This window comes from Teredinibacter sp. KSP-S5-2, assembly GCF_032773895.1.
Taxonomy (GTDB): domain Bacteria; phylum Pseudomonadota; class Gammaproteobacteria; order Pseudomonadales; family Cellvibrionaceae.
Map to the genome: position 1 here is coordinate 3,706,405 of NZ_CP120416.1, position 20,503 is coordinate 3,726,907.

At 44.9% G+C, this 20,503-nt stretch carries 20 protein-coding genes; 5 read left to right on the forward strand and 15 right to left on the reverse strand.

Annotated features, from left to right (window positions below; genetic code table 11):
* The first annotated feature begins 10 nt into the window (after positions 1–10).
* The gene (locus P5V12_RS15790) at positions 11–1,657 is read left to right on the forward strand and encodes a glycoside hydrolase family 5 protein (RefSeq protein ID WP_316954049.1); all 1,647 of its coding nucleotides are present in this window, start codon (positions 11–13) and stop codon (positions 1,655–1,657) included.
* 44 nt (positions 1,658–1,701) lie between these two features.
* Here the strand turns inward: P5V12_RS15790 and P5V12_RS15795 are convergent, their stop codons facing one another.
* Complete coding sequence (locus tag P5V12_RS15795; protein ID WP_316954050.1) at positions 1,702–2,682, reverse strand: hypothetical protein; 981 nt, start codon at positions 2,680–2,682, stop codon at positions 1,702–1,704.
* Positions 2,683–2,879: 197 nt separating this feature from the next.
* Here P5V12_RS15795 and P5V12_RS15800 point away from each other — a divergent pair, with 197 nt between their 5' ends.
* Positions 2,880–3,338: an EVE domain-containing protein gene (locus P5V12_RS15800; RefSeq protein WP_316954051.1), complete on the forward strand. Its 459-nt coding sequence runs from the start codon at positions 2,880–2,882 to the stop codon at positions 3,336–3,338.
* On the opposite strand, the gene P5V12_RS15805 is transcribed toward P5V12_RS15800, so the two are convergent.
* Positions 3,316–4,173 carry a hypothetical protein gene (locus tag P5V12_RS15805; protein WP_316954052.1) on the reverse strand — a complete coding sequence of 286 codons (858 nt, stop codon included), beginning with the start codon at positions 4,171–4,173 and terminating at the stop codon, positions 3,316–3,318. The genes P5V12_RS15800 and P5V12_RS15805 overlap by 23 nt on opposite strands.
* A 378-nt stretch (positions 4,174–4,551) precedes the next feature.
* On the opposite strand from P5V12_RS15805, the gene P5V12_RS15810 reads away from it, so the two are divergent.
* On the forward strand, positions 4,552–5,391 hold the full coding sequence (locus P5V12_RS15810) for a tetratricopeptide repeat protein (protein WP_316954053.1): 840 nt from the start codon (positions 4,552–4,554) through the stop codon (positions 5,389–5,391).
* Between the two features lie 122 nt (positions 5,392–5,513).
* Positions 5,514–9,593: a PKD domain-containing protein gene (locus tag P5V12_RS15815; protein WP_316954054.1), complete on the forward strand. Its 4,080-nt coding sequence runs from the start codon at positions 5,514–5,516 to the stop codon at positions 9,591–9,593.
* A gap of 78 nt (positions 9,594–9,671) precedes the next feature.
* On the opposite strand, the gene P5V12_RS15820 is transcribed toward P5V12_RS15815, so the two are convergent.
* From P5V12_RS15820 to P5V12_RS15845, 6 genes are all read right to left on the reverse strand, one after another.
* Positions 9,672–10,586: a hypothetical protein gene (locus P5V12_RS15820; protein WP_316954055.1), complete on the reverse strand. Its 915-nt coding sequence runs from the start codon at positions 10,584–10,586 to the stop codon at positions 9,672–9,674.
* On the reverse strand, positions 10,576–11,724 hold the full coding sequence (locus P5V12_RS15825) for a GGDEF domain-containing protein (protein WP_316954056.1): 1,149 nt from the start codon (positions 11,722–11,724) through the stop codon (positions 10,576–10,578). Before P5V12_RS15825 ends, P5V12_RS15820 begins: the two co-directional genes overlap by 11 nt.
* Positions 11,725–13,024: 1,300 nt before the next feature.
* On the reverse strand, positions 13,025–13,444 hold the full coding sequence (locus tag P5V12_RS15830) for a hypothetical protein (protein WP_316954057.1): 420 nt from the start codon (positions 13,442–13,444) through the stop codon (positions 13,025–13,027).
* 78 nt (positions 13,445–13,522) lie between these two features.
* Positions 13,523–13,945 carry a hypothetical protein gene (locus P5V12_RS15835; protein ID WP_316954058.1) on the reverse strand — a complete coding sequence of 141 codons (423 nt, stop codon included), beginning with the start codon at positions 13,943–13,945 and terminating at the stop codon, positions 13,523–13,525.
* Positions 13,946–14,063: 118 nt separating this feature from the next.
* On the reverse strand, positions 14,064–14,477 hold the full coding sequence (locus P5V12_RS15840) for a hypothetical protein (RefSeq protein WP_316954059.1): 414 nt from the start codon (positions 14,475–14,477) through the stop codon (positions 14,064–14,066).
* A 144-nt stretch (positions 14,478–14,621) separates the two neighbouring features.
* Positions 14,622–15,086, reverse strand: a complete 465-nt coding sequence (locus tag P5V12_RS15845; protein ID WP_316954060.1) for a GFA family protein — start codon at positions 15,084–15,086, stop codon at positions 14,622–14,624.
* A 94-nt stretch (positions 15,087–15,180) separates the two neighbouring features.
* On the opposite strand from P5V12_RS15845, the gene P5V12_RS15850 reads away from it, so the two are divergent.
* Complete coding sequence (locus P5V12_RS15850; protein ID WP_316954061.1) at positions 15,181–15,762, forward strand: TetR/AcrR family transcriptional regulator; 582 nt, start codon at positions 15,181–15,183, stop codon at positions 15,760–15,762.
* 46 nt (positions 15,763–15,808) lie between these two features.
* Here P5V12_RS15850 and P5V12_RS15855 read toward each other — a convergent pair whose 3' ends face one another.
* The 7 genes from P5V12_RS15855 to P5V12_RS15885 form a co-directional block, all read right to left on the reverse strand.
* A complete protein-coding gene (locus P5V12_RS15855; RefSeq protein WP_316954062.1) occupies positions 15,809–16,228 on the reverse strand; it encodes a VOC family protein in 420 nt (139 codons plus the stop codon).
* Between the two features lie 71 nt (positions 16,229–16,299).
* Complete coding sequence (locus tag P5V12_RS15860) at positions 16,300–16,719, reverse strand: helix-turn-helix transcriptional regulator (RefSeq protein ID WP_316954063.1); 420 nt, start codon at positions 16,717–16,719, stop codon at positions 16,300–16,302.
* A 78-nt stretch (positions 16,720–16,797) separates the two neighbouring features.
* Positions 16,798–17,148, reverse strand: coding sequence for a hypothetical protein (locus P5V12_RS15865; RefSeq protein WP_316954064.1), 351 nt, complete (start codon positions 17,146–17,148; stop codon positions 16,798–16,800).
* Between the two features lie 64 nt (positions 17,149–17,212).
* The gene (locus P5V12_RS15870) at positions 17,213–17,704 is read right to left on the reverse strand and encodes a hypothetical protein (RefSeq protein WP_316954065.1); all 492 of its coding nucleotides are present in this window, start codon (positions 17,702–17,704) and stop codon (positions 17,213–17,215) included.
* Positions 17,705–18,396: 692 nt separating this feature from the next.
* The gene (locus tag P5V12_RS15875; RefSeq protein ID WP_316954066.1) at positions 18,397–18,807 is read right to left on the reverse strand and encodes a DUF4279 domain-containing protein; all 411 of its coding nucleotides are present in this window, start codon (positions 18,805–18,807) and stop codon (positions 18,397–18,399) included.
* A 120-nt stretch (positions 18,808–18,927) separates the two neighbouring features.
* The gene (locus P5V12_RS15880; protein ID WP_316954067.1) at positions 18,928–19,230 is read right to left on the reverse strand and encodes a hypothetical protein; all 303 of its coding nucleotides are present in this window, start codon (positions 19,228–19,230) and stop codon (positions 18,928–18,930) included.
* A gap of 13 nt (positions 19,231–19,243) precedes the next feature.
* Positions 19,244–20,116, reverse strand: a complete 873-nt coding sequence (locus tag P5V12_RS15885; RefSeq protein ID WP_316954068.1) for an HNH endonuclease — start codon at positions 20,114–20,116, stop codon at positions 19,244–19,246.
* Positions 20,117–20,503: the final 387 nt, after the last annotated feature.

Sequence of the window (20,503 nt, forward strand, 5' to 3'; positions counted from 1 at the left end):
GGAGATAATAATGAATAACCTAGTCAAATTCGTTTTAGCGGCAGCGCTTGGCCTTGTAGGCGCGCAGAGCCTTGCTATTGACTGCACGGATTACCCTATTTATCAGCCCAACCAAACCGTAGTCGGCACTGGCGATCGAGTCAGAATTGGCGACAACGTTTACGAATGCCTGGTAGGCGGCTGGTGCTCACTGGATGGCCCATACCTACCCGGATCAGGCTGGGCGTGGGAATATGCCTGGAAGCTGGTTGGCGTATGCGATATTTCCAGCAGCAGTTCATCCTCCAGCAGTTCCAGTTCCACAAGCTCTTCAAGTTCCAGCAGCTCCTCCAGTAGCTCGAGTTCATCTTCAAGCTCCAGCAGTAGCTCTAGTAGCTCAAGCACCAGTTCAAGTTCATCAAGCAGCTCTTCATCCAGCGGCAGTAGCCTCCCCGTTTGCCCACCAAATGTATGGCAGCAAGGAACGGTATATGTCGGCGGCAGTGATCCCATTCTGGTTCCAGGGCCACCTCCGATGTCTTGTAAAGCAAAATGGTGGACGCAAGCCGAACCAAACCCAAATGACCAATGGGGTCCATGGGATTGTGAGCCATGCCAGATTTCTTCCAGCAGCTCCAGCTCCTCTTCAAGCTCAAGCTCTTCGAGTTCATCAAGTAGCTCATCCTCCAGCTCCAGCAGCAGTTCCTCCTCGTCCAGTTCTAGCAGCTCTTCATCAAGCTCCTCGTCTGGTGGAACACCCGTGGCAACTCACGGCCAACTGCATGTTTGTGGTACCAAGCTGTGTAACCAGAATAATCAAACCATTCAGTTACGCGGTATGAGCACCCACGGTTTGCAATGGTATGGTTGGAACAACTGCTTAACCGAAGCTTCCCTGGACGCTCTGGCAAATGACTGGAAAGCGGACATTCTCCGTATTTCGCTTTATGTTCAGGAAGGCGGTTATGAGACCGACCCAATCGGTTACACAAATCAGGTAAACCGTTTAATCGAAGAGGCCACTGAGCGCGGCATGTATGCCCTTGTTGACTGGCACCAACTCTCACCCGGAGATCCAAACGCGAACTTGAATCTTGCAATCGATTTCTTCACCGATATCGCGCAAGCGCACAACGGCAAAAACAACATTATTTATGATGTTGCCAACGAGCCAAACGGTGTGACCTGGGATGCGGTACAGAGCTATGCGATGCAAATCATTCCCGTGATCCGCCAACACGACCCAGACGCAGTGGTCTTGATAGGCACACACGGCTGGGGCTCTCTGGGGGTTTCGGACGGTAAAACCGCACAGGATATCGTGAACAACCCGGTCACCTTGGATAACATCATGTACACCTTCCACTTTTACGCGGCATCACATGGACAAAGTTATCGCGACAATCTGGTTTGGGCGGCCGAGAGACTTCCTATCTTCGTAACCGAGTGGGGTTCACAAACATACACCGGTGACGGCACCAATGATTTTGCCAGCACGCAGGCGTATCTGGATATTCTCAACCAGTATCAGATTAGCTGGACTAACTGGAATTTCTCCGATGACTTCCGGTCTGGCGCAGTTTGGAAACAAGGTACTTGTTCCGCCAATAACAACTGGAGCACAGCTAACTTGAAAGAAGCCGGCCTTTGGGTACGAGATAAAATTCTAAACCGCTAACAATCTTCCCCTTGCGGCACTTTGCTGCAAGGGGCTTTCCTTTTTTATTTATTTACCACATCGGCTGCATAGTCATCCGGCCTTATAACCTTCCAGCCTTCAACACCAGGGTGTATCACACCAGCAGCTTCATAGGCCCGTTTTACCCGGCCCATTTCGTGCAGTTTCACCAGTCCGCGATCTATAGCCTGTTTTACACGAAACCCTTGTGGGTGGTTTTTGCTGATTACCCAACCACGGGAACCATCCAGTTCAACTTTCAAATTGGGTTTAGGCTTTAAACTCAACCCGATTGCTGAATAAGTCAAATCCGAAGTACTTGGAAAGGCAATCAACATAAAATCGACGCGCTGGATATACACCATTTTAAACATGTGCTCCCAGTTCACGGTGTTGTAAAGGTGCTTGAGAGGAAGTTTATTTAGTGCATTCCAGTCAGGCCGCCATTGATGACTGGAAACCGCAGTCAGTTGACTAAAATCCAAGGCTTGCGAAAACTTGGGGTTATCCGGGTTCATATAAATTCCGGCAAAGTACTGGCCTTTAGTTAGAGTCTCGGCCGAAACAAACAACTGCGGATGGTCTTCTCCAACATCCTCCCGCCATATGGTATTGCTAAAAACAACCGCCTCACCTGCAGACATACGCAAAAGCATTCGGTCGTAGCTCACCCCACCCCATTTCTCTGGTTTTATATCTTTTTCCGGGATGCCCCCCAAAACCAGAGATTGCATTAACAGGACATAATCCACTAAATCGCGACGACTACCAGGGCGATCAAAGTTATCGATATCCAAAATGCTTTGCCCTTGCAGAAAGCCCGGCATATCGTCCATGACGATATCCACTACCAATAAATTAATCTCGGACTGAGACTTGTCAGGTAACTCATTTGCGCTCAATGCGAATGAACACAAAAGCAACATCGATAACGAAAGTAACCGAATAAGAGAATGACTATTCATCAAAATAATAACCGGAACATGAAGCAAGATAAAAACCTCAACTATAAGGATAGCTGGCAAAAAACGTTAAGACACCTTTCCAAATAAGACAATGCCGAGACGGGTCCTCTCCATCGCCTGGAATAAAAATAGATATCCCCTTTTCAAGAGCTGGCTCGCTCCGGTAAAACAAGAGCGAGAAACAACACTGACAAAGCCAAACCAATCCGTTAGTCTCTGCTATATACGACTCCGACAAGCATCACATAGAGCAGACGATGAACTATTGGCTATTTAAAACTGAACCTGCGGAATACAGTATTCTGGATCTCAAACATGAAAAGAACAGCACAGGACGCTGGGACGGCATTCGAAACTACCAAGCCAGAAATTTCATTCGGGACAAAATTCAGATAGGGGATCAGGTTTTCATCTACCACAGTCAATGCAAACCCGTTGGCATTGCAGGCACGGCACGTGTGGTCAGCGAAGCCTACCCTGATCCAGCGCAATACGATCCGGAATCCCATTATTACGACCCCAAGTCGACACAGGAAACCCCTCGCTGGTTTAGTGTGGATATCCAGTTTCAAACAGCGTTTAAGCAGATATATCCGCTCGCAACCATAAAAAACCAAACGGCATTGGCGGATATGGTGTTAGTGAAACAAGGCCGGTTATCGATTCAACCCGTCAGCAGGCAGGAATGGCAATTTATTGTGAATCAGAATCTGTAGTATTACTGGCTGGTATTGATTCCGTCGGGTTTAACAGCTGCCAGCCCTTCACTTTGGGCGTGAAAAAACCAGAATCAAAATACGCTTGTCGAATTCGGCCCTGCTTATTCAACAACGCCATTCCTTTAATCAAAGTGGAAAAGGTATCCATTCCCTGCGCGTGGGATTTACTCACAACCCAATGGCGACTTCCTGGCAGCACAATGGCAAAACCGGGAATAGGTACCAGCTTCCTCTGATCGTACTCGATTCCCAAATCGTCCTGATCTGAAAAACGGGAAAGCATAAAATCCACACGCATCTTCGACACCATATCAAACATAAGATGCCAGTTCCGCGCATGATGGAGCGATGCCACCCCCAAACTCTGCAGTAAAGCCCAATCTGCCGGCCAGTTCTGATTAGAGACAGCTCTCAGCTCCTGGATTTCCTCAAGTGATGACGCCCGCAACGCCTGATTGTTATTAGGGCTGGTATACAAACCAACCACAGATTCTCCATTCTTCAGCAGCGGCGGGGAAATTAGAAAACGGTTGTGATCAATATCCGACCACCAGATACTTGATCCCACAGCAACAGCCTCGCCATTACCCGCAATACGTAACATACGCTTATAGTTTTCTTCGACAACGAAGCGCGGCTTCATTGTACTTCCACCTAACTCCAGAGCCTGAATAAACAGAATAATCTCAACCACATTTCTGCGAGAAGATGGTCCACCATAGCGGGTTAAAGTACGGTACTCCCGACCGTTTAAAAGCGACGCAATGTCTTTCTCATCATCAGGCGCAATAACAATATCAATGTATCCCCCGGCATGGGACGTCAGAGACATCCAGCACCCCAAAATACATAGAATCACGACAGAAAGCCGTATTATTTTTTGCGAAAGAAGAAGTCGTAGATGCGCCACGTTTTACCAAAATAGAAATCTATTGCCCTGACAACACATAAGTGTAGTCGACAACAGCTAATTATTCACATTAGATATATGAAGAACGCGAGAGCATAAAAAAACGATGTCGCAAATAAATTCCAATTAAAATGTAAACTAATGCAAAATCGAGAAGCATTCTTTATTTTCTCAACGGATGATAAAAAAAATGTGAATAATCTAACCAAACACTTATAAAGTTCATTTTTTCTTAAGAGAAAGGTGGTTGAATAGTATAAAAATTTACAAACAGAAATCATTCCCATGCCAAAACCGCACATGCACACAAAACACATAGTGGCTGGTTTTATTTTCCGCACTCTCGTTATTTTTTTATTCTTCTTTCATAGCTCAATCGCTTTCTCCCACGGCGATGGTAACGCCAAAATACATCAACTCGATCATCAAATTGAGCACAACCCGAACAACGTAAAACTCTATGAAAAACGTGCCAAACTACTCATATTGAATGAGAACTGGAACAAGGCTCTACAGGATTTAAAAAAAATCGAGAAGCTAAACCCAGAAAATACTGACGTATATCTATCGCGAGCAGAAATTTATTACGCACAAAACAAATACAATAAGTCGCTTAAAAGCATTAATAGGTATCTGACCTCACATCCTGACAACGTGCCTGGCCGACTTGTTCGGGCCCGTGTATACACCTCCATACAGCAAATAAATGAGGCAGAAACAGACTACCGTTTCGTACTCACTAATGCGCAGAGAACCTTACCTACCTGGTACACAGAGTTTGCCGAGGCGTTGCACAGCCACAATAAAAACGAGCAGGCAATACAAATTCTCGAGCAGGGAATGGCCACATTGGGAGACTTAAATGTTTTTGCCCTTACCGCCGCAGAAATCGAATTTAATTCCGGTCAGGTAAACGCGGCACTTACCCGTATTGATACCGTGTTAAACAAGGCTGACCGTAAGGATATCTGGCTGGCGCTACGCGGGGATTTCTTATTAAAAGCCAACCGAAAAGACGAAGCAAAAGCAGCATACACAGCGGCATTGCGCTCCCAAGCCAATCTGCCACAACACATACAAAATAAACCCATCTCCAGGGAGCTGGTACAAGCTCTGGAAACAAAATTGAAAACACTCTGATCCGCCATAAAAAAATAAAGGACCAAGTGTATCAATCACCCAATGCATTCTCGGGTGCAAACAAGTAGTGCTTTTAAATAACTAACATCAAATCCGCCTTTACCGGTGGAGGGGAGTTCACCATGAAGACACGCCACTTTCTGGTCGTGGCTGTGTGCGCGAGTATTTTTTCTTTACTCAGTTCATTTAGCGCATACGCAGCCCTTACCAGAGAACCTTATATTCAATCAGTTTCGACCTCTTCCGCAGTAATTCGCTGGAGAACATCATCGGCTTCAGATAGCCGCGTCACCTTCGGAACTGACCTGGGTAATATGACACAAACTGTCGATAGCCCAAGTTCGACCACCGAACATATTGTGACCTTAACCGGCTTAGCACCCGACACACGTTATTACTATGCGGTTGGCTCATCTACCTCGACGGAAGTCGGTTTCACTAATGAATATTATTTTGAAACCGCGCCCACTACAGGCTCTGCTGTTGATACACGGATATGGGTAGTCGGAGACCCCGGTACTGGTGACAATAATCAGGCCCGAGTCAGGGACGCTTACTACAATTTCGACAACACACATACCGATGTCATGCTTGCGCTTGGCGACAACGCTTATAACAACGGTACAGAAAATGAGTATCAGCAAAACTTTTTCGATGTCTATGCCAATTTAATGCGCAACACCGCAGTGTGGCCAGCGCGCGGTAATCACGAGCGTGACCTTGCCGTCCACGAAGCTAATTTTACCTTGCCAACCAATGGTGAAGCTGGCGGTACCGCATCCGGTAGCGAACTCTATTTTTCGTTTGATCACGGCAATATTCATTTTGTCTGCCTGGATTCGTTTACCTCATCCAACTTAAATGGCAATGCGATGTACGACTGGCTGGAAGCGGATTTAGCCTCCACCTCACAAAAGTGGATTATTGCGTACTGGCACCACCCACCCTATTCGCGCTCCGATGCACACGATTCCGATAGTGAATCCGGACAACGCATCATGCGCGAACGCGCGGTACCGATTCTGGAAAAATATGGCGTCGACCTCGCCCTTGCCGGCCACAACCATTTTTATTCCCGTACCATGCTGATCAACAACCACTACGGCAGCTCCAGTACCTTCGATGCCAACCTGCACGCCATCGACAGCGGCGACGGTCAAGAAGCGGGCACAGGCGCGTATAACAAAGGAACTAACCCCGAAGGCGCGGTATATGTACTGGCTGGAAGCTCAGGCAAAATCGGTTACTCCATTATTCATCACCCAGCCAACCTGGTGGAAATAAAAGTCCTGGGCTCAGTCATTGTCGATGTCAGCAATGACCGAATGGATGTGAAGTTCCAACGGGAAACAGGCACCATTGCCGATTACTTCACCATCAAAAAAACGCCCCCCGTCAACACCGCACCAAGTGTGAATGCCGGTGCAGATCAAGCCATCAGCTTGCCTGCGGACGCCATACTTAACGGCACAGTAAGCGACGATGGTCTGCCAACTTCCGGCGCGCTCAGCGTATCCTGGTCTAAAGTCAGCGGCCCCGGCAATGTCACCTTTGCCAACGCCAGCAGCGCAAACACCAACGCCAGCTTCTCTCTGGCCGGCACCTATGTACTGCGTTTGACAGCAAGTGATTCCGAATTAGCATCAACGGATGACATCACCATTACCGTAAATCCACCGCCATCAAACCAGGCACCGACAGTCGATGCAGGTATTGATCAGACCGTCACCCTACCCAATGCCGCCGTGCTTTCTGCCACGGTCACCGACGATGGCCTGCCGTTAGGGGTACAAGTGACAACAGTGTGGAGTGTGGTTTCCGGCCCTGGTACCGTGACCTTTACCAATACTGCTGCTGCCATTACTGACGCCAGCTTTTCTGTGGATGGCAGCTACGTATTACGTATCACCGCCAGCGACACCGAATTTACCGCGATCGATGACATCACGGTAACCGTCAACCCAGAGCCCCCCAACCAACCACCCGTTGTAAGCGCAGGCCCTGACCTTGGCACCTCGGTGAACAGTGCAACGCTTCTTGCCGGCGCAAGCGTAACCGACGACGGCAAAGTCAGCCCGGTTACGCTCACTTGGTCGCAAGTAAGCGGCCCAGGTGTGGCCACGTTTACCGACGCCAGCCAAATCCAGGCAACGGTTACCTTCCCCGTGACTGGCGATTATGTCTTGCAAGTCACCGCCAACGACGGCGAGTTCACCGTAAGCGATGACGTTGCGGTTACCGTGTCCGACCAACCGGTGGTGCTGGAAGAGGAAAACTTTGAAACAGGTTTTGGCAATTGGGTGAACAGCAACACCGGAGATAATTACGACTGGACCCGAGACAGCAACGGCACACCTTCCAGCAGTACAGGCCCACTTACCGGCGCCAACAACAGCAGTTGGTACGTTTATCTGGAAACCTCCAGCGGTCAAGGTGCCTACAACGCCGGAGACAACGCCATACTGGAAGGCCCAAGCATCAGCGGCAGTAATCGAACCCTCAGCTTCGATTACCACATGGTTGGCTCCAATATAGGCACACTGTATGTGGATGTGTACCACGCAGGCGCCTGGACCAATGGCGTGTTCAGTCTGAGTGGGCAACAACAAACCAACCAAAGCGACGCCTACCTGACAGCGAATGTCGACCTTGGTCTGTATACCGGCAACATACGTGTTCGTTTCCGATCCGTTGCGGCAGGCGGCTGGCGAGGTGACATAGCCATAGATAACATCAAGATTCAGGGCATTCCTGGTGGCGGCACCGGTAATAACGCGCCGGTATTTAACGCCGACCCAATCGATAAGGGGTCAGTTGCTGCAGGCGCAAGCTTTGTCGCAAACCTCGCCAATGATGCCGTTGACTCAGATGGCGATAGCCTGAGTTTCAGTAAGCTTTCTGGCCCAAGCTGGCTCAACATCTCAGCCAATGGCGACATAAGCGGTACTCCGACTGCAACCGATGTAGGAACCAATAGCTTCCAGGTTCAAGTATCTGACGGCAGCTTGACCGATACCGCCACCATGACCATTACCGTGACCGAAGGAGACCTTACCGCGGTGCTACTCAGCGATGATTTCGAATCGGACTTGGGTAACTGGAGCAACGTTGCTTACGACAACTACGGCTGGCAGCAAGACAGCAACGGTACGCCGTCATCCAGCACAGGCCCCAACACCGGAGCCCAAGGGTCAGTCGGTTATGCCTACGTAGAAACGTCAAATGGCAGTGGAGCCTATAACGCAGGTGACGTGTCTATCATCGAAAGTGCCCCGATTTATGTCCTCAGCGACCTGAGCATGGCGTTCGATTACCACATGTACGGCAGCAACATGGGCACTCTCTATGTGGATGTCTTTAGCAATGGCACTTGGTATGAAAACCAATGGAGTATCACAGGCCAGCAGCAGGCCTCCAATGCGGCGGATTATCAATCGGTCAAAATCAACCTCTCGGCCTTTACCGGAGAAATCAAACTGCGGTTACGCAGTGTGGCAGCAGGGGGCTATCGAGGTGATATGGCCGTCGATAATATCGTTGTTCGCGGCATCGCCGATCCCAACCCGCAACCGGATGCCGGCCAAGCACCATCGGTCAACGCCGGTGCAGATCAAGACATCAGTATTCTTGCCGGCCAAAGCAGTGTGCAAGCTGTATTAACGGGAAGTGTGAGTGACGATGGCTTACCCCTTTCCGGACAACTCAGCAGTGTTTGGTCTGGCCCTTCGGGCGTGGTATTTGCCAACGCAAACCAAGCCAATACCACGGTAACCTTACCTGGGGCAGGCAGCTACACACTCACTCTTGAAGCAACGGACGGTATGTTAAGTAGTCGTGATTCGGTAACGATTACCGTCACCGAAAACACGACGCCAATAGCAATAACCACCCTCAGTAACGAAGTTGAGTTCCAGGGAATCGACAGTGACGCGACTCAGGCGGTCTTCTTCTCCTTTGATGTGCCTGCAGGCAGAAGCGAAGTGTTATTTGAGTTTAAAGACGGCTCTGGCGATGCAGACATGTACATCAAGGTAGGAGGATTACCCTCGATAACGGATTTTGATTACAAGTCAGAACTCAAAGGCAAAACCGATGAGAAGGTTCAAATTAAATCTAACATCAAGGCAGGTACATACTACGTTCTGGCCTACCCCAAAACGGCAATACGCAACGCCATGATTCGAGCGAAGCATCAGGATTAATAACATTAACGGACTAAATTCATGCTGTAACTTAGCCCTCTTATGAGGGCTTTTTTTTGTGTTTAAAAAACGAGGGGGTTAATCAAACTTTTGATTCGCCAAGCGGGAAAGCAATTCAATGGATGCCGCCACATCTTCTTCCCGAGTAGAAATACTTTCCACATGACAGCCAACGGGCACACCCAGTTGAGCCGCATAAGAGCGAAGTATTTCCCAATGCATCTGGGCAAACTTCATGGAGCAGGCCAAGATATCATTGCTACTGCGTAATTCGTCGCGCAACCAAGCGGGCACACTAATCCCCAGCCATTCAATAAAATCCAGAGTTCTATTGGAACCACAAGGTGAAAAAGTAAATATGATGGGGCACAAAGGCTGATTTAATAGCTGACCAAGCAGAGAGTAATCCAATATAAATTGCTTCGACAACTCAACATCGTAGACACCCTGGGATACAAAAAACTGACACCCTTTTTTTATTTTACTCAAAACACGAAAATGCTCGTCCTGTTTTTTCTGATGACGTTCTGGAATCACCACCCCACCCAACACCAAACCCGGCCGAATAATAGAATGCAAGGCATAAGCCGACGCTAAAGAAAGCTGAACCCTTTGGGACTTGGAAGCTGCACCAACAAATATTGAAGCATAGTGGTTCACATCAACTTCATGTAAAAAATCCGTTAGTTCATCTTTACTGTAACGCCCAACGGCACGGTAAATAATTTTAGGTAGAGCAATATTTTTTAGAAATTCGCAGCTATATTGATAACCATCCAACGCAGGCTCATAAGGATATGGCCTCTTTTTAATACTGCGGGCATCTTCACTTTGTACGTCATAAACAATCAGGCCATCTAATACCGAAGTATCAATCTTCGCCAAATGCCTGTCTGTATAAGCCAGAATATCTTCTCGCCCACATCGTGCTTTTGGTGGCGTAACACCGTACAACACAATGCCACTTGATTTGTTCCTAATTTTATCCAGCATTGGCCATACAGTAACGATTACTGCCTGAGTCTTTTGCTTCCGACATCGCTTGATGGGCAAGACTGTGGAGCATACGAGGTTCCGCACCATGATCAGGAAAAATGGAAACACCAATATTCACCTGCGCCTGCAAATCGGCATACTCATATTTTATCGGCGCGCTGAGCTTATCTATAATCCGGCTGCACAACATTTCAATATCTTCAATACGCGATACACAACTTAATATCACCAAAAACTCGTCTCCACCTATACGACAAGCCGTATCACTTTCACGAATCGTATTTTTAATCCGCGCGGCAGAAACCGTCAGTAATTCATCCCCTGCATCGTAGCCGTATTTCTCATTAATCGCTTTAAAGCCATCAAGGTCAAAATACAACAACGCAACTTTTTCGCTGTTACGCTTCGCCAGGCTCATCGCCATACCCAGGCGCTCATTAGCCAGAGTTAATGTCGCCAATCCAGTCAAGGTATCATGGGTTTGGTGGTGTGTAATTTCCATTTGTTGTTGGCTGACCTTAGCCTGGACTTCCTGTAACGCCTTCTTCTGTACTGAATAGCTTTTTCTTAACCGAGCAACTTTCTTAACATTGGCCTCGGCAACCATATAACCAAGAACCACACACTTTGCTGCACCCAGTAACACAGTTAACCAAGCGGTAATCGAGTAAAGCTGAACATCCAGCCCCCCGGGAATAATTTGTTTGCGATAAATAAAACTGTAAGCACAAAACAAATACAACAGAAACATAACCATACCGGCATACAACGCTGGACGAATCCCCACAAAGAAAAACAAAAGCAATACACCAAAAACCAACCAGCTAACAACGCCACCAAGAATCCCGAAAACCAACAAACCAAAGGCACCGCTTAAAAAAGAAATCGAAAAAATCACCCAGATTTTAAGCTCAGTTGCCAACCAACGATGAAACAAATACAGAAACGAGATGGTGATCAAATCAAAAACATGAATAGAAAACAAAGGCTGCCAGCCAGTAAACAACCCTCGACTCACAGAGATAGGTACACCAATGATCGACAACCAGAAAAGAAAAAAGATCAAACGATTGACAGCTTTACGATTAACTTTTCGCAAGTACTCGCGAGTATTGCTGGGCAGCCGATGAGTCATAGTACAAAATACCTAAACCTACAATTCTAATAACTATAGTCAATAAGCTTTGATTTCGCGGGAGTTCGGCAAGGTTACCGCGGGAAGCGGGATTATTAGATCGATCCAGTATAATAAAACCGATTAACCACTGAGAGAGGAATATAAGATAGTATCCGAAACAAAAAAGTTATTCCAAAAGGACTAAACGCGAAAGGGAGATTTCGGCTACTGAATTTGCACAACATAGACTTAAGGCAGAATAACAGACAAGAGCACCCGTATTAATTGTTACAATCACCTAAGCGGTAGAGCCATTCATCCCCTGTGCCCCACGATACTCAATATAGCCACTCTCAACTCCTTGCAACAATACCCAGTTATTAAAGATTTTTATCATAACCCCGCCACAATGGGGAAACAAAAAATCGCACTTACAGCCGGCATGAGATAACTTATTACGATTTTAAATGGAATGGCGCGAGATAAAGCCGAGCGGTGTTATTAGATTTTATACTTGGGATTAACACCACAGTAGTTTATAAAATATTTTACTCAAGATTTTATCTTTTAGTACCCACACGCCGTAACGAGATAAAGAAACAAACTAGAGTTGGGGTTAAAAAAACAACTGAGAACGCAACTACCAACGGCCACCAACTTTTAGCACTTACCGAATAAGCAAGGATAGCGAAAAAGCCGCTTCCCAAGACCGCCCCTAAAAAAACGCCTAACCATTGCCCGCCCACTGTCAATTGAGCACCACAACCTTTACATTGCACTTTCGAGCCAAAGGATGCGATCTTTAGCTTTTCAATTTTTGATACTGTATTTATGCCGCAATCAGGACATTTTAACTTCGGTTTCATATGCATTTAATGTCGAGTGGTTTTCCGGCTAAAACGGTTCATTTTCTGACGGAGCTATAAATTTTACTTTTTCTTTTCCACACTCCTTGCACAAGGTGGAGACTCTAATTTTGTAATTCACGAAAAATGAGCAGACATGTAAAAACTTTGGCAGAGAGCAATACATACAAAATAATATTACTATTGGGGTTACCCCCTCTCTAACCCCTATGCCATACACCCAACGTCTTTGCAGAAATGTACCCTCCTCAATACTTGCCCATATAATACTCACAATCAGATATGATATTCCCGCTAGAACGCTGAAAAATAGTATCAAAAATACACCCAAACCGATTAGATCAACAGGACTGGCTCGGAGCTTTACCCTCGGCCAGTAGTATCTTTCACAACACTTCATAGATTAAAGCCTTGCACACAGACGAACGTACCTACGGTTGGGACATCCGATCTCATAGCGGTGAATGTAATACAACTTGTTTGGAGTTCTTCCAATCACTTGCCAAAAACTCTATTCCAGTTGCCCTACGAAATTCCAACGGTGCCGCCTTTAGCTGGATTTCTATTTCTTGCTTATACCCCTGTTCATACAGGTGACCAGGAAAACCAATTATTAATGTCCCCGGTATCGACTTGCCTTCCAGCGTTCTGATATTGGATAGCCTCGCACGATTAATTATACCTCCAGTTTGAACACACTCAGGCTGGTGCGGAACAAGAATTCCATCTTGACAATAGTCTCGCCACCAACCAGTAGGCTTAGGGTTAGACACAATCGCCACTATTGTGGCCGGTATCTGAATGCCTGCATTTATCACCGAGCAACCCGCTTGTAAGGTTGCAAATATGATTAGGAAAATTGGATTCTTCATTGAATACCTAACACCGCGATAAAAAGGCGAGAAACTTGTTGCGCGTCAGCATTGAAAGAGCAATTTTTGATAGATTTGTTACATGCTCCATGGCTGAATACTAACTGCGTAAGAACTCGTATTGCAATTTTCACCGTAAAAAATAGCAACAATAACTGTACTACTTGAATTGTTGCATGCTTCAAATGTAACTCCATATTTTGAACCACCTTCGTACTCTGAGGGAACGATATCATACTGTCCAGCGTATGATCCGTCTTTTTGGAGTATTAAGGTTGTTCCGGAAAACGGTTTTTCGTTTTTTGTTGCCGGCACTACGATATTTACCACTCTACATAGACCAGAATCAACCTTTTCAATATCATAGAGTTTAACTGCAAATCCCTCTTCGCTGGCTTCTTCCAAGCCGATCTGAAACGCTTCGTGTGTATCAGTTGGACATACCATTTTAGTGGCATAAGAAGAGCTTGCTATTAAAGCGCTCAAAATCAGTGGATACATATTCATACTCAATTTGAGATGTGACGCCGTGATAATTTCCCCGCATTGCGGGGGTGAAGCTTTTGGGTAAATCACCCCAAAACGGAACAAAGTAATGGGGGGGAAATTAACCTCTTTGTTATAAGTTGCGCACTGTTTCTTTGAGACTTTCCCTTAATATTAGCCAGCCGGTGATAAGACCTGCGAGAGCAAAAAGTCCCCCGTAGTCCTGAAATAAATCAAATACACCGTTGTGCTCCGCTATTTTATGGAAAACTAATGCCCACAAAATACCAATAAGAACCGATATGCAAATAAATAGGTAATTTCCATACTTCACCGATATTACTTTCCGAGCCAAAAATTCTAACACCAAACTATAGATTAAACACGGAACCAAGCCGACAACAACTGCAATTGCAAAACCAAATAGAGCTATAAGTAGAATATCTGATGGAACGCTAGCTGGTGCTGACAAACACATCATCAAATGAATAGCCCCACTAACAATTAGAGGAGGCAATAATGTTCCGATCAATATTCTTTTTAACATAGACTTCTTTATAAAAACATATAATGGGGCAGACTGTTCTCTGGCCCATTAGAGCTAGTTGTAACATGTTTATACATGGCTACGCAGCTTTGACTGTCCAGCAAAGACCTAAGGTTAACGGTGTTTGAGCGCATTGTCAGGTATTTAGCCTCCCATCCCTGGTGGCAGAATGTCAAATTTTGGTACATCGCTAGGGAAGGTTGCCCATGATGGCGCTGAAGATGCGTAAATTGACATTTTAGGAGTGAACTTGTTGCTTTTTAGTGAAGTTGCCGATACGGAATAAAAATTACCGGCAGTTACTTCGGCGCATAAAACAGTGCTACAAGTCCCACAGAAGTGGTAATTTACCTCTTTGCCTGAATTACCAAGACGCGTATACGATAATGGTGTGCCCTTTGTAAATTTAAAATTTTCTCTTGGCACCCAAAGCCCAAACCATTTGTCTGAACCAGTGAGCGTTTGACACTCTTTGCAATAGCAAAAAACAGAACTTATCGGATCGTTATCAAAGTAAAACTCAGTGTCGCCGCAACTACAATTTCCCACATGCCTTTCCATATTACCTCCGATCTGGTCGATGTCCAATGGCGATATTGTAAAAATCATTCATATTTAAACTTCTTCCCAATGATGGGACTTCATCTTAGAGCAGACTTTATATATGATAAAGAACATATATAACCATGGAAGGCTTAGCCCTATGCCATACACAAAGACGCACAAAAACAAAACCCGAGAGAGAATTCTTGATAGCTCTTTCAGACTATTCGCAATAAAAGGTTTTAAAGGCGTTACAATCGATGATTTGATGAATAACTGCGGGCTTACTCGAGGCGCATTTTATGCACATTTCACGAGTAAAGCAGAACTTTACCGTGAGGCATTAAAATTTAGAGCCAGCAGCACTAAACTTGCCAGCCTTAAGCCAGGGGGCATATCAAATAAACAATGGTTGTCTTTGCTGCTAGACAAATACCTAAGCATGGAGCATGTGAAAGGAGAGAACTCTTTGTCTTGTCCGTTAGCGTTCCTCGCCACAGACATCAATATGCAGAATAAAGCACTAAAAACAGCTTATGCTGACACTTACCATGGTATGAATACAGCAATTATGGAGTATGCAAGTAGCTATACCGACTGTGACGAACACGATATTTTATCAGTTACAGCAATGATGATTGGTACTGTCGCTATAGCCAGAACGCTTCAGAATCAAGATTCGATTGAGAGTTTACTAGCAGCTTGCAGACGAGAAGCAGGTGTAAAATTGGGTGGGATATAACCCCTAAAGCAGGACGCCGCAAGCGGCATCCTGTTCGCTTTACTTGTCATATTGTATTTTTCCGTTGAACCAAACTAAACCAGTTCCCAGAGTTGTCCACGCCCATAGCTTCGACGCCATAAAGCTGTTCTGTAGGTGGCTGGATAAATTCCACGCCTTTAGCCACAAGCTCTTCGTATGTTTTTTGGCAATTTTCAGTTTCGAAAACGCCGGCTCCAAATGCACCCTCTTCGATTAAACTTCGTATTTTTTCGGCGGAGTCTTTGGTAAACATCGGCCCCTCTTTTGGCTCGGCCAATACCAGCTGAAGTTGTGAGTTAGATTTCGGATATACGGTTAACCATCGGAAACCTCCTTCGACCTTCATGTCATCACCAACCTCGAAACCGAGCTTGTTTTTGTAAAAATCAAGAGCTTCGTCCTGATTAAGTACGTATATTGTTGTATGCGCTATGGATGTGATCATCGATATATTCCCTGTTGTTAATTCATCTTTATCTTATAGAAATTATCAAAATGATATTTCTCCAATATTGCTCAGTTAGCCAATTTACCCAAAAAATGGTAGGCATAACATGCCGGTATAGACTGCGAGGGAAAACGGTATGCTTCAGAAGACAAAGCCCAAAGCTTACGACGGTATAAAGTAGGTGCCGTACCTACATGTTTTAAAAACAATGAAGAAAAGCTACCAAGACTGGTATAGCCCACTTTCTCACAAATTTCTGAGACACTATAATTTTCCGTGATAAGCATTTTCTTAGCTTGCTCGACTCTAATCCGAATCAAGAATTCGTTAGGCGTTTCTCCATAAGCATCCTTGAAAACACGCAAAAAATGATAAGGAGACATATATGAGTGCTTTGCTATGCAGGATAAGTTCAGATGTGCTTGATAATTATCAGCAATATAATCCCTACCCGCATTCAACCTTTCAAATTTATAATTCTTAGCCATAAAATATACTTCTTGATCCGCGTGAAATATGACGCCGTAAACACGCGCTTGTCACGATATTTTTCTTATTAAAACACTCTACTCTCTCCATGGATCTCTGCCCTTTTTGTTCGCCTCCACCACAGGCATCTCGGACTTCAATAAGGCTCTTCCTTGCTTTATCAGCAACCAAGAATAGAAGAAAAACATGAGAGCAAATGCATTGAATAAAACAAACATAACTATGGCCAATGTTATATCTCCAGAAAATGGCAGCTCATATTTCTTAAATTCTAACCGAACAACTTCATTTAGCGCCCAACTATAAACCGCACAAGACAGTACTATGGTGACAACCAAAGCCATCTCACCAGGCAGAAAAATTGCACCTACTCCTATTGGAAGGATTTGACCTAAAACACCCAATACGACCGAAAATAATATATTCATACAGTCTTAACCTTGCCAGAATAAGCCAAACGAAGTCAGGTCGTTATTGCTGACCTTGTTATGATTAACTAAATGTGCCATAGAATAATACGCCTTGCCATAAATATAGTACAGAAGCGAATATACTATAGGTAAGCATATTCGCCTGATAAAACTGCTTAATAGTTAAACCTGACTGTCGCCACCACCTATGCCTTCGCACAAAGAAAAATTCAATTTTTGACGATAACCACCAGTTAAATAAAACACCAAGAGTACAAGCAATAACACCAATAATTATCGAGGGCCTATCCGCTTCAATGGACGGGCCAAGCATTGAAGGCGCAGTGATAAGTGCCGGACCAATTCCAACAACACCAGAAAACAGATTACCGTATGCTGAAAGAGCTAAAGAGCGGTAATAACCTCTTCTTTTAAAGTAAATAAACTCTATAAAGATTATAACGGGCATTGCTAACCAGCCCCATGCCGACATAATCGGCAATATAGGAGCAAGAGAATTTGCATTCACATATGGAGATAACCCGACAATTGGTATTACTACAAGATATTTCACATTACCCCAATTAAAACATATCGAGCCGACTGTAACGTTAATAGGCTGCATCGCTCGCCTATACTTCTCAACCACTTCATATTTTAAATTTAATTCTTACTATGTTTATAACTCTGCGCGGACGACTATCCACGACCAAAAATTGAGCACCGACCCGATACATGGCCAAGGTCGCGCAGCGAGCGAGACCGTGTATCACCCTGCCAAACAGTGACAAACACGGAGCACTTTTTGTGTAATAATGAGCAAAGCAAAACACAAAAGGTTCGGGGGTTTAACATCGGTTTGAGCAGTTTGTTAGAGCTAACCACACACACTGAAACCAAGAACAAACTTATACTCACAATCAGTTTCTTCATTACACTCTTGTATAACGTGATATTCGTTAAAACACACATCACCCGAATCTCGTACACAGTAATATGAAAAGTTTCCGCCAACTTGTGTAGGACAACGATCTACTTGAATTGACCTTTTCTTTAGAGAGTCTTTCCTACCGGAATACATTTTCCCTTTATAAATGTTGCCAATACGCTCCATTTCAGATAATTCATAGCTAGTGTACTTGGCTACACACCCAGAAACCAAAAAAACTAGAAGTATACTTAGAATAGCATTCACTATACTTTACACCTTAATATCCAAAAAAGTTTTGCTTGCATTTGCTGTCTTTGCTTGTTAACTTTTTTGCTTTAGTGCTTATATGTATCGATATCAACCAACGCACCAATTTCACCTAAAAATCCTATTGTTTCAACTTCGAAACCTATCGCTGGAGTTGAATGCTCTTTATTCATCGAGAACCGCAAAACCACTTCAAATCTTGGTAAAACATTGAAACGCTCTTTTGCCTGAAGAATGAGATCTTTCTTAGCTTTGAGTTTATCAATGATCTTCGTAGACATTTCAAATATGTCAATATGGTCATTAACAATATTGTTGGTTGAAAGCTCCCAAGAACTCATTTTCGGGATTTTTCCAGCAATCTTTGAGCCTTTTCGCCTTATCGAAGTTGGTTCAATTCCGAGAAATTTAGTTACTTCGTCAGGCTCAAAGTCATCTCCATCTAGAGCAAAGTAAACTCTTCCTTCATTAGTATTCACTTGGTACTCCTAGAGAGCTAACGCCTTTAGCATGGACCGCGGTATAGGCGCGAAGCGCCGGAACGGAGGTTCAGCCGAAGGCGATCATTCACCTTTTTGTTATGTGCTTTACGACAGCACTCATAAAGTAGTGCTTAACCTTAGAATATGATAACTCACAATAAAGACTAAACCACTAACATAGAGAAGACACAAGCCTCCGTACCCTACGTACCCTATTTGCTTAGCACGTTTTGGGGCACCAAAAGCCAGCTTGCCCGACCCGACTATTCCGAAGGCTAGCAGAGTAAACAAAATAAGCATTAATACTACACTACGACCTGCATCTGGATCAGCTACTACCCCAATTACGGAAAGCACCGCAATGGGCCACCACGCAATATGCTTATAGATTTTTGACTGAATTTCTATTGTGTTCTCCATTACACATAACGCCTCAAACACCGGCGTGTTTAATGCTTTCCCGGCTTTGACTTGTTAACTTTTTTAAATCGTTCATTTTTAACCACGGTCTACGCCTATGTAGCATTCGATGGCAATTCGAGCATACCAAAGCTATGTCTTCCCTTTTTGTTTCCTCTCCATCGTCCTTGAGCTCACTTATCGGCTTAGTATGGTGCGCCTCGATAAACTCAGCACCCAGGTCTCCATAAAAAGCTTCAAAATCAAAGCCACAACATTCACATTGTAATTTTCCGTATCTATCCAGTGCTTCTGCTTTAACTTGCGATATCAGCTTTGAATTTCTTTCCCTCGACCTGTGCAATCTTTCTTTTACCTTCCCCTCAGGGAATCCGTCTCGAAAGGAGGGCTTATCTGGGTCAAGTTCATCTGCTTTTGCTCGATTTTCAGCAAGAGAGATCAATTCAATTAGAAATTCCGATACTTCGTCTAGTGTCCTTGGTAGAGAGATAACGACATCAAGGCTAAAGAAATATTTCTCAAAATACTCTTTGCGCTCATCATTTCTTCCGTCTCTCTTCGATGGTCTATAACGCCAATCGAGACAATCTCCGTCCTCGTTTGAAGAAAAGTCATGAATTTCAGCTATTGGTCCAGCTCTATCTTCAGGAAAAAGAACGACGTAGTAACCATTCACTTCGTTCCATTTTATTAAAAGTAGCCACAGATTTATTCCTTTCGGATTTTCAATTAAAAAACCTCCTTCGAAATCCTTCGAATTTACCCATTGGTGAAAATCCTTCAATGGCCTGGGGGGTAATTCTTTACTGATCAATGGGTAAGCTTTCTCTTTACTGCTGTATTGGGATAGCACCCTACACAAATTCTGTACTATCTGAATATCCACTTATCTCTCCACAGACGTTTACGGGTCGGGCTGCTCAGCGACCTGCTGTAAGGCGTTGATAGGCGGCCGCGCTCGCTCGTACTTCCCAACCAATTCATAACTCAAATTTAACTCTTACTCAATTAATAACTCTGCCCAGACGACTTGTGTTACAGCTCTGAACAGACCGACCCGAGACATGGCCGAGGTCTCTCAGCGAGCGAGGCAGTGTATCGTTTTACATCAGGCGGCAGAAAAACGCGTAGCGTTTTAATGTCCTATAGGTCGTTAACAGGTTCGGTCATATAGATGTTAAATGCCTGATGCACCAATGACTGCAACACCCAAAAACAACGCGATTACACCTAACAGCCTTAGCCACCATAGGTAGAACCGCTTGAAACATAG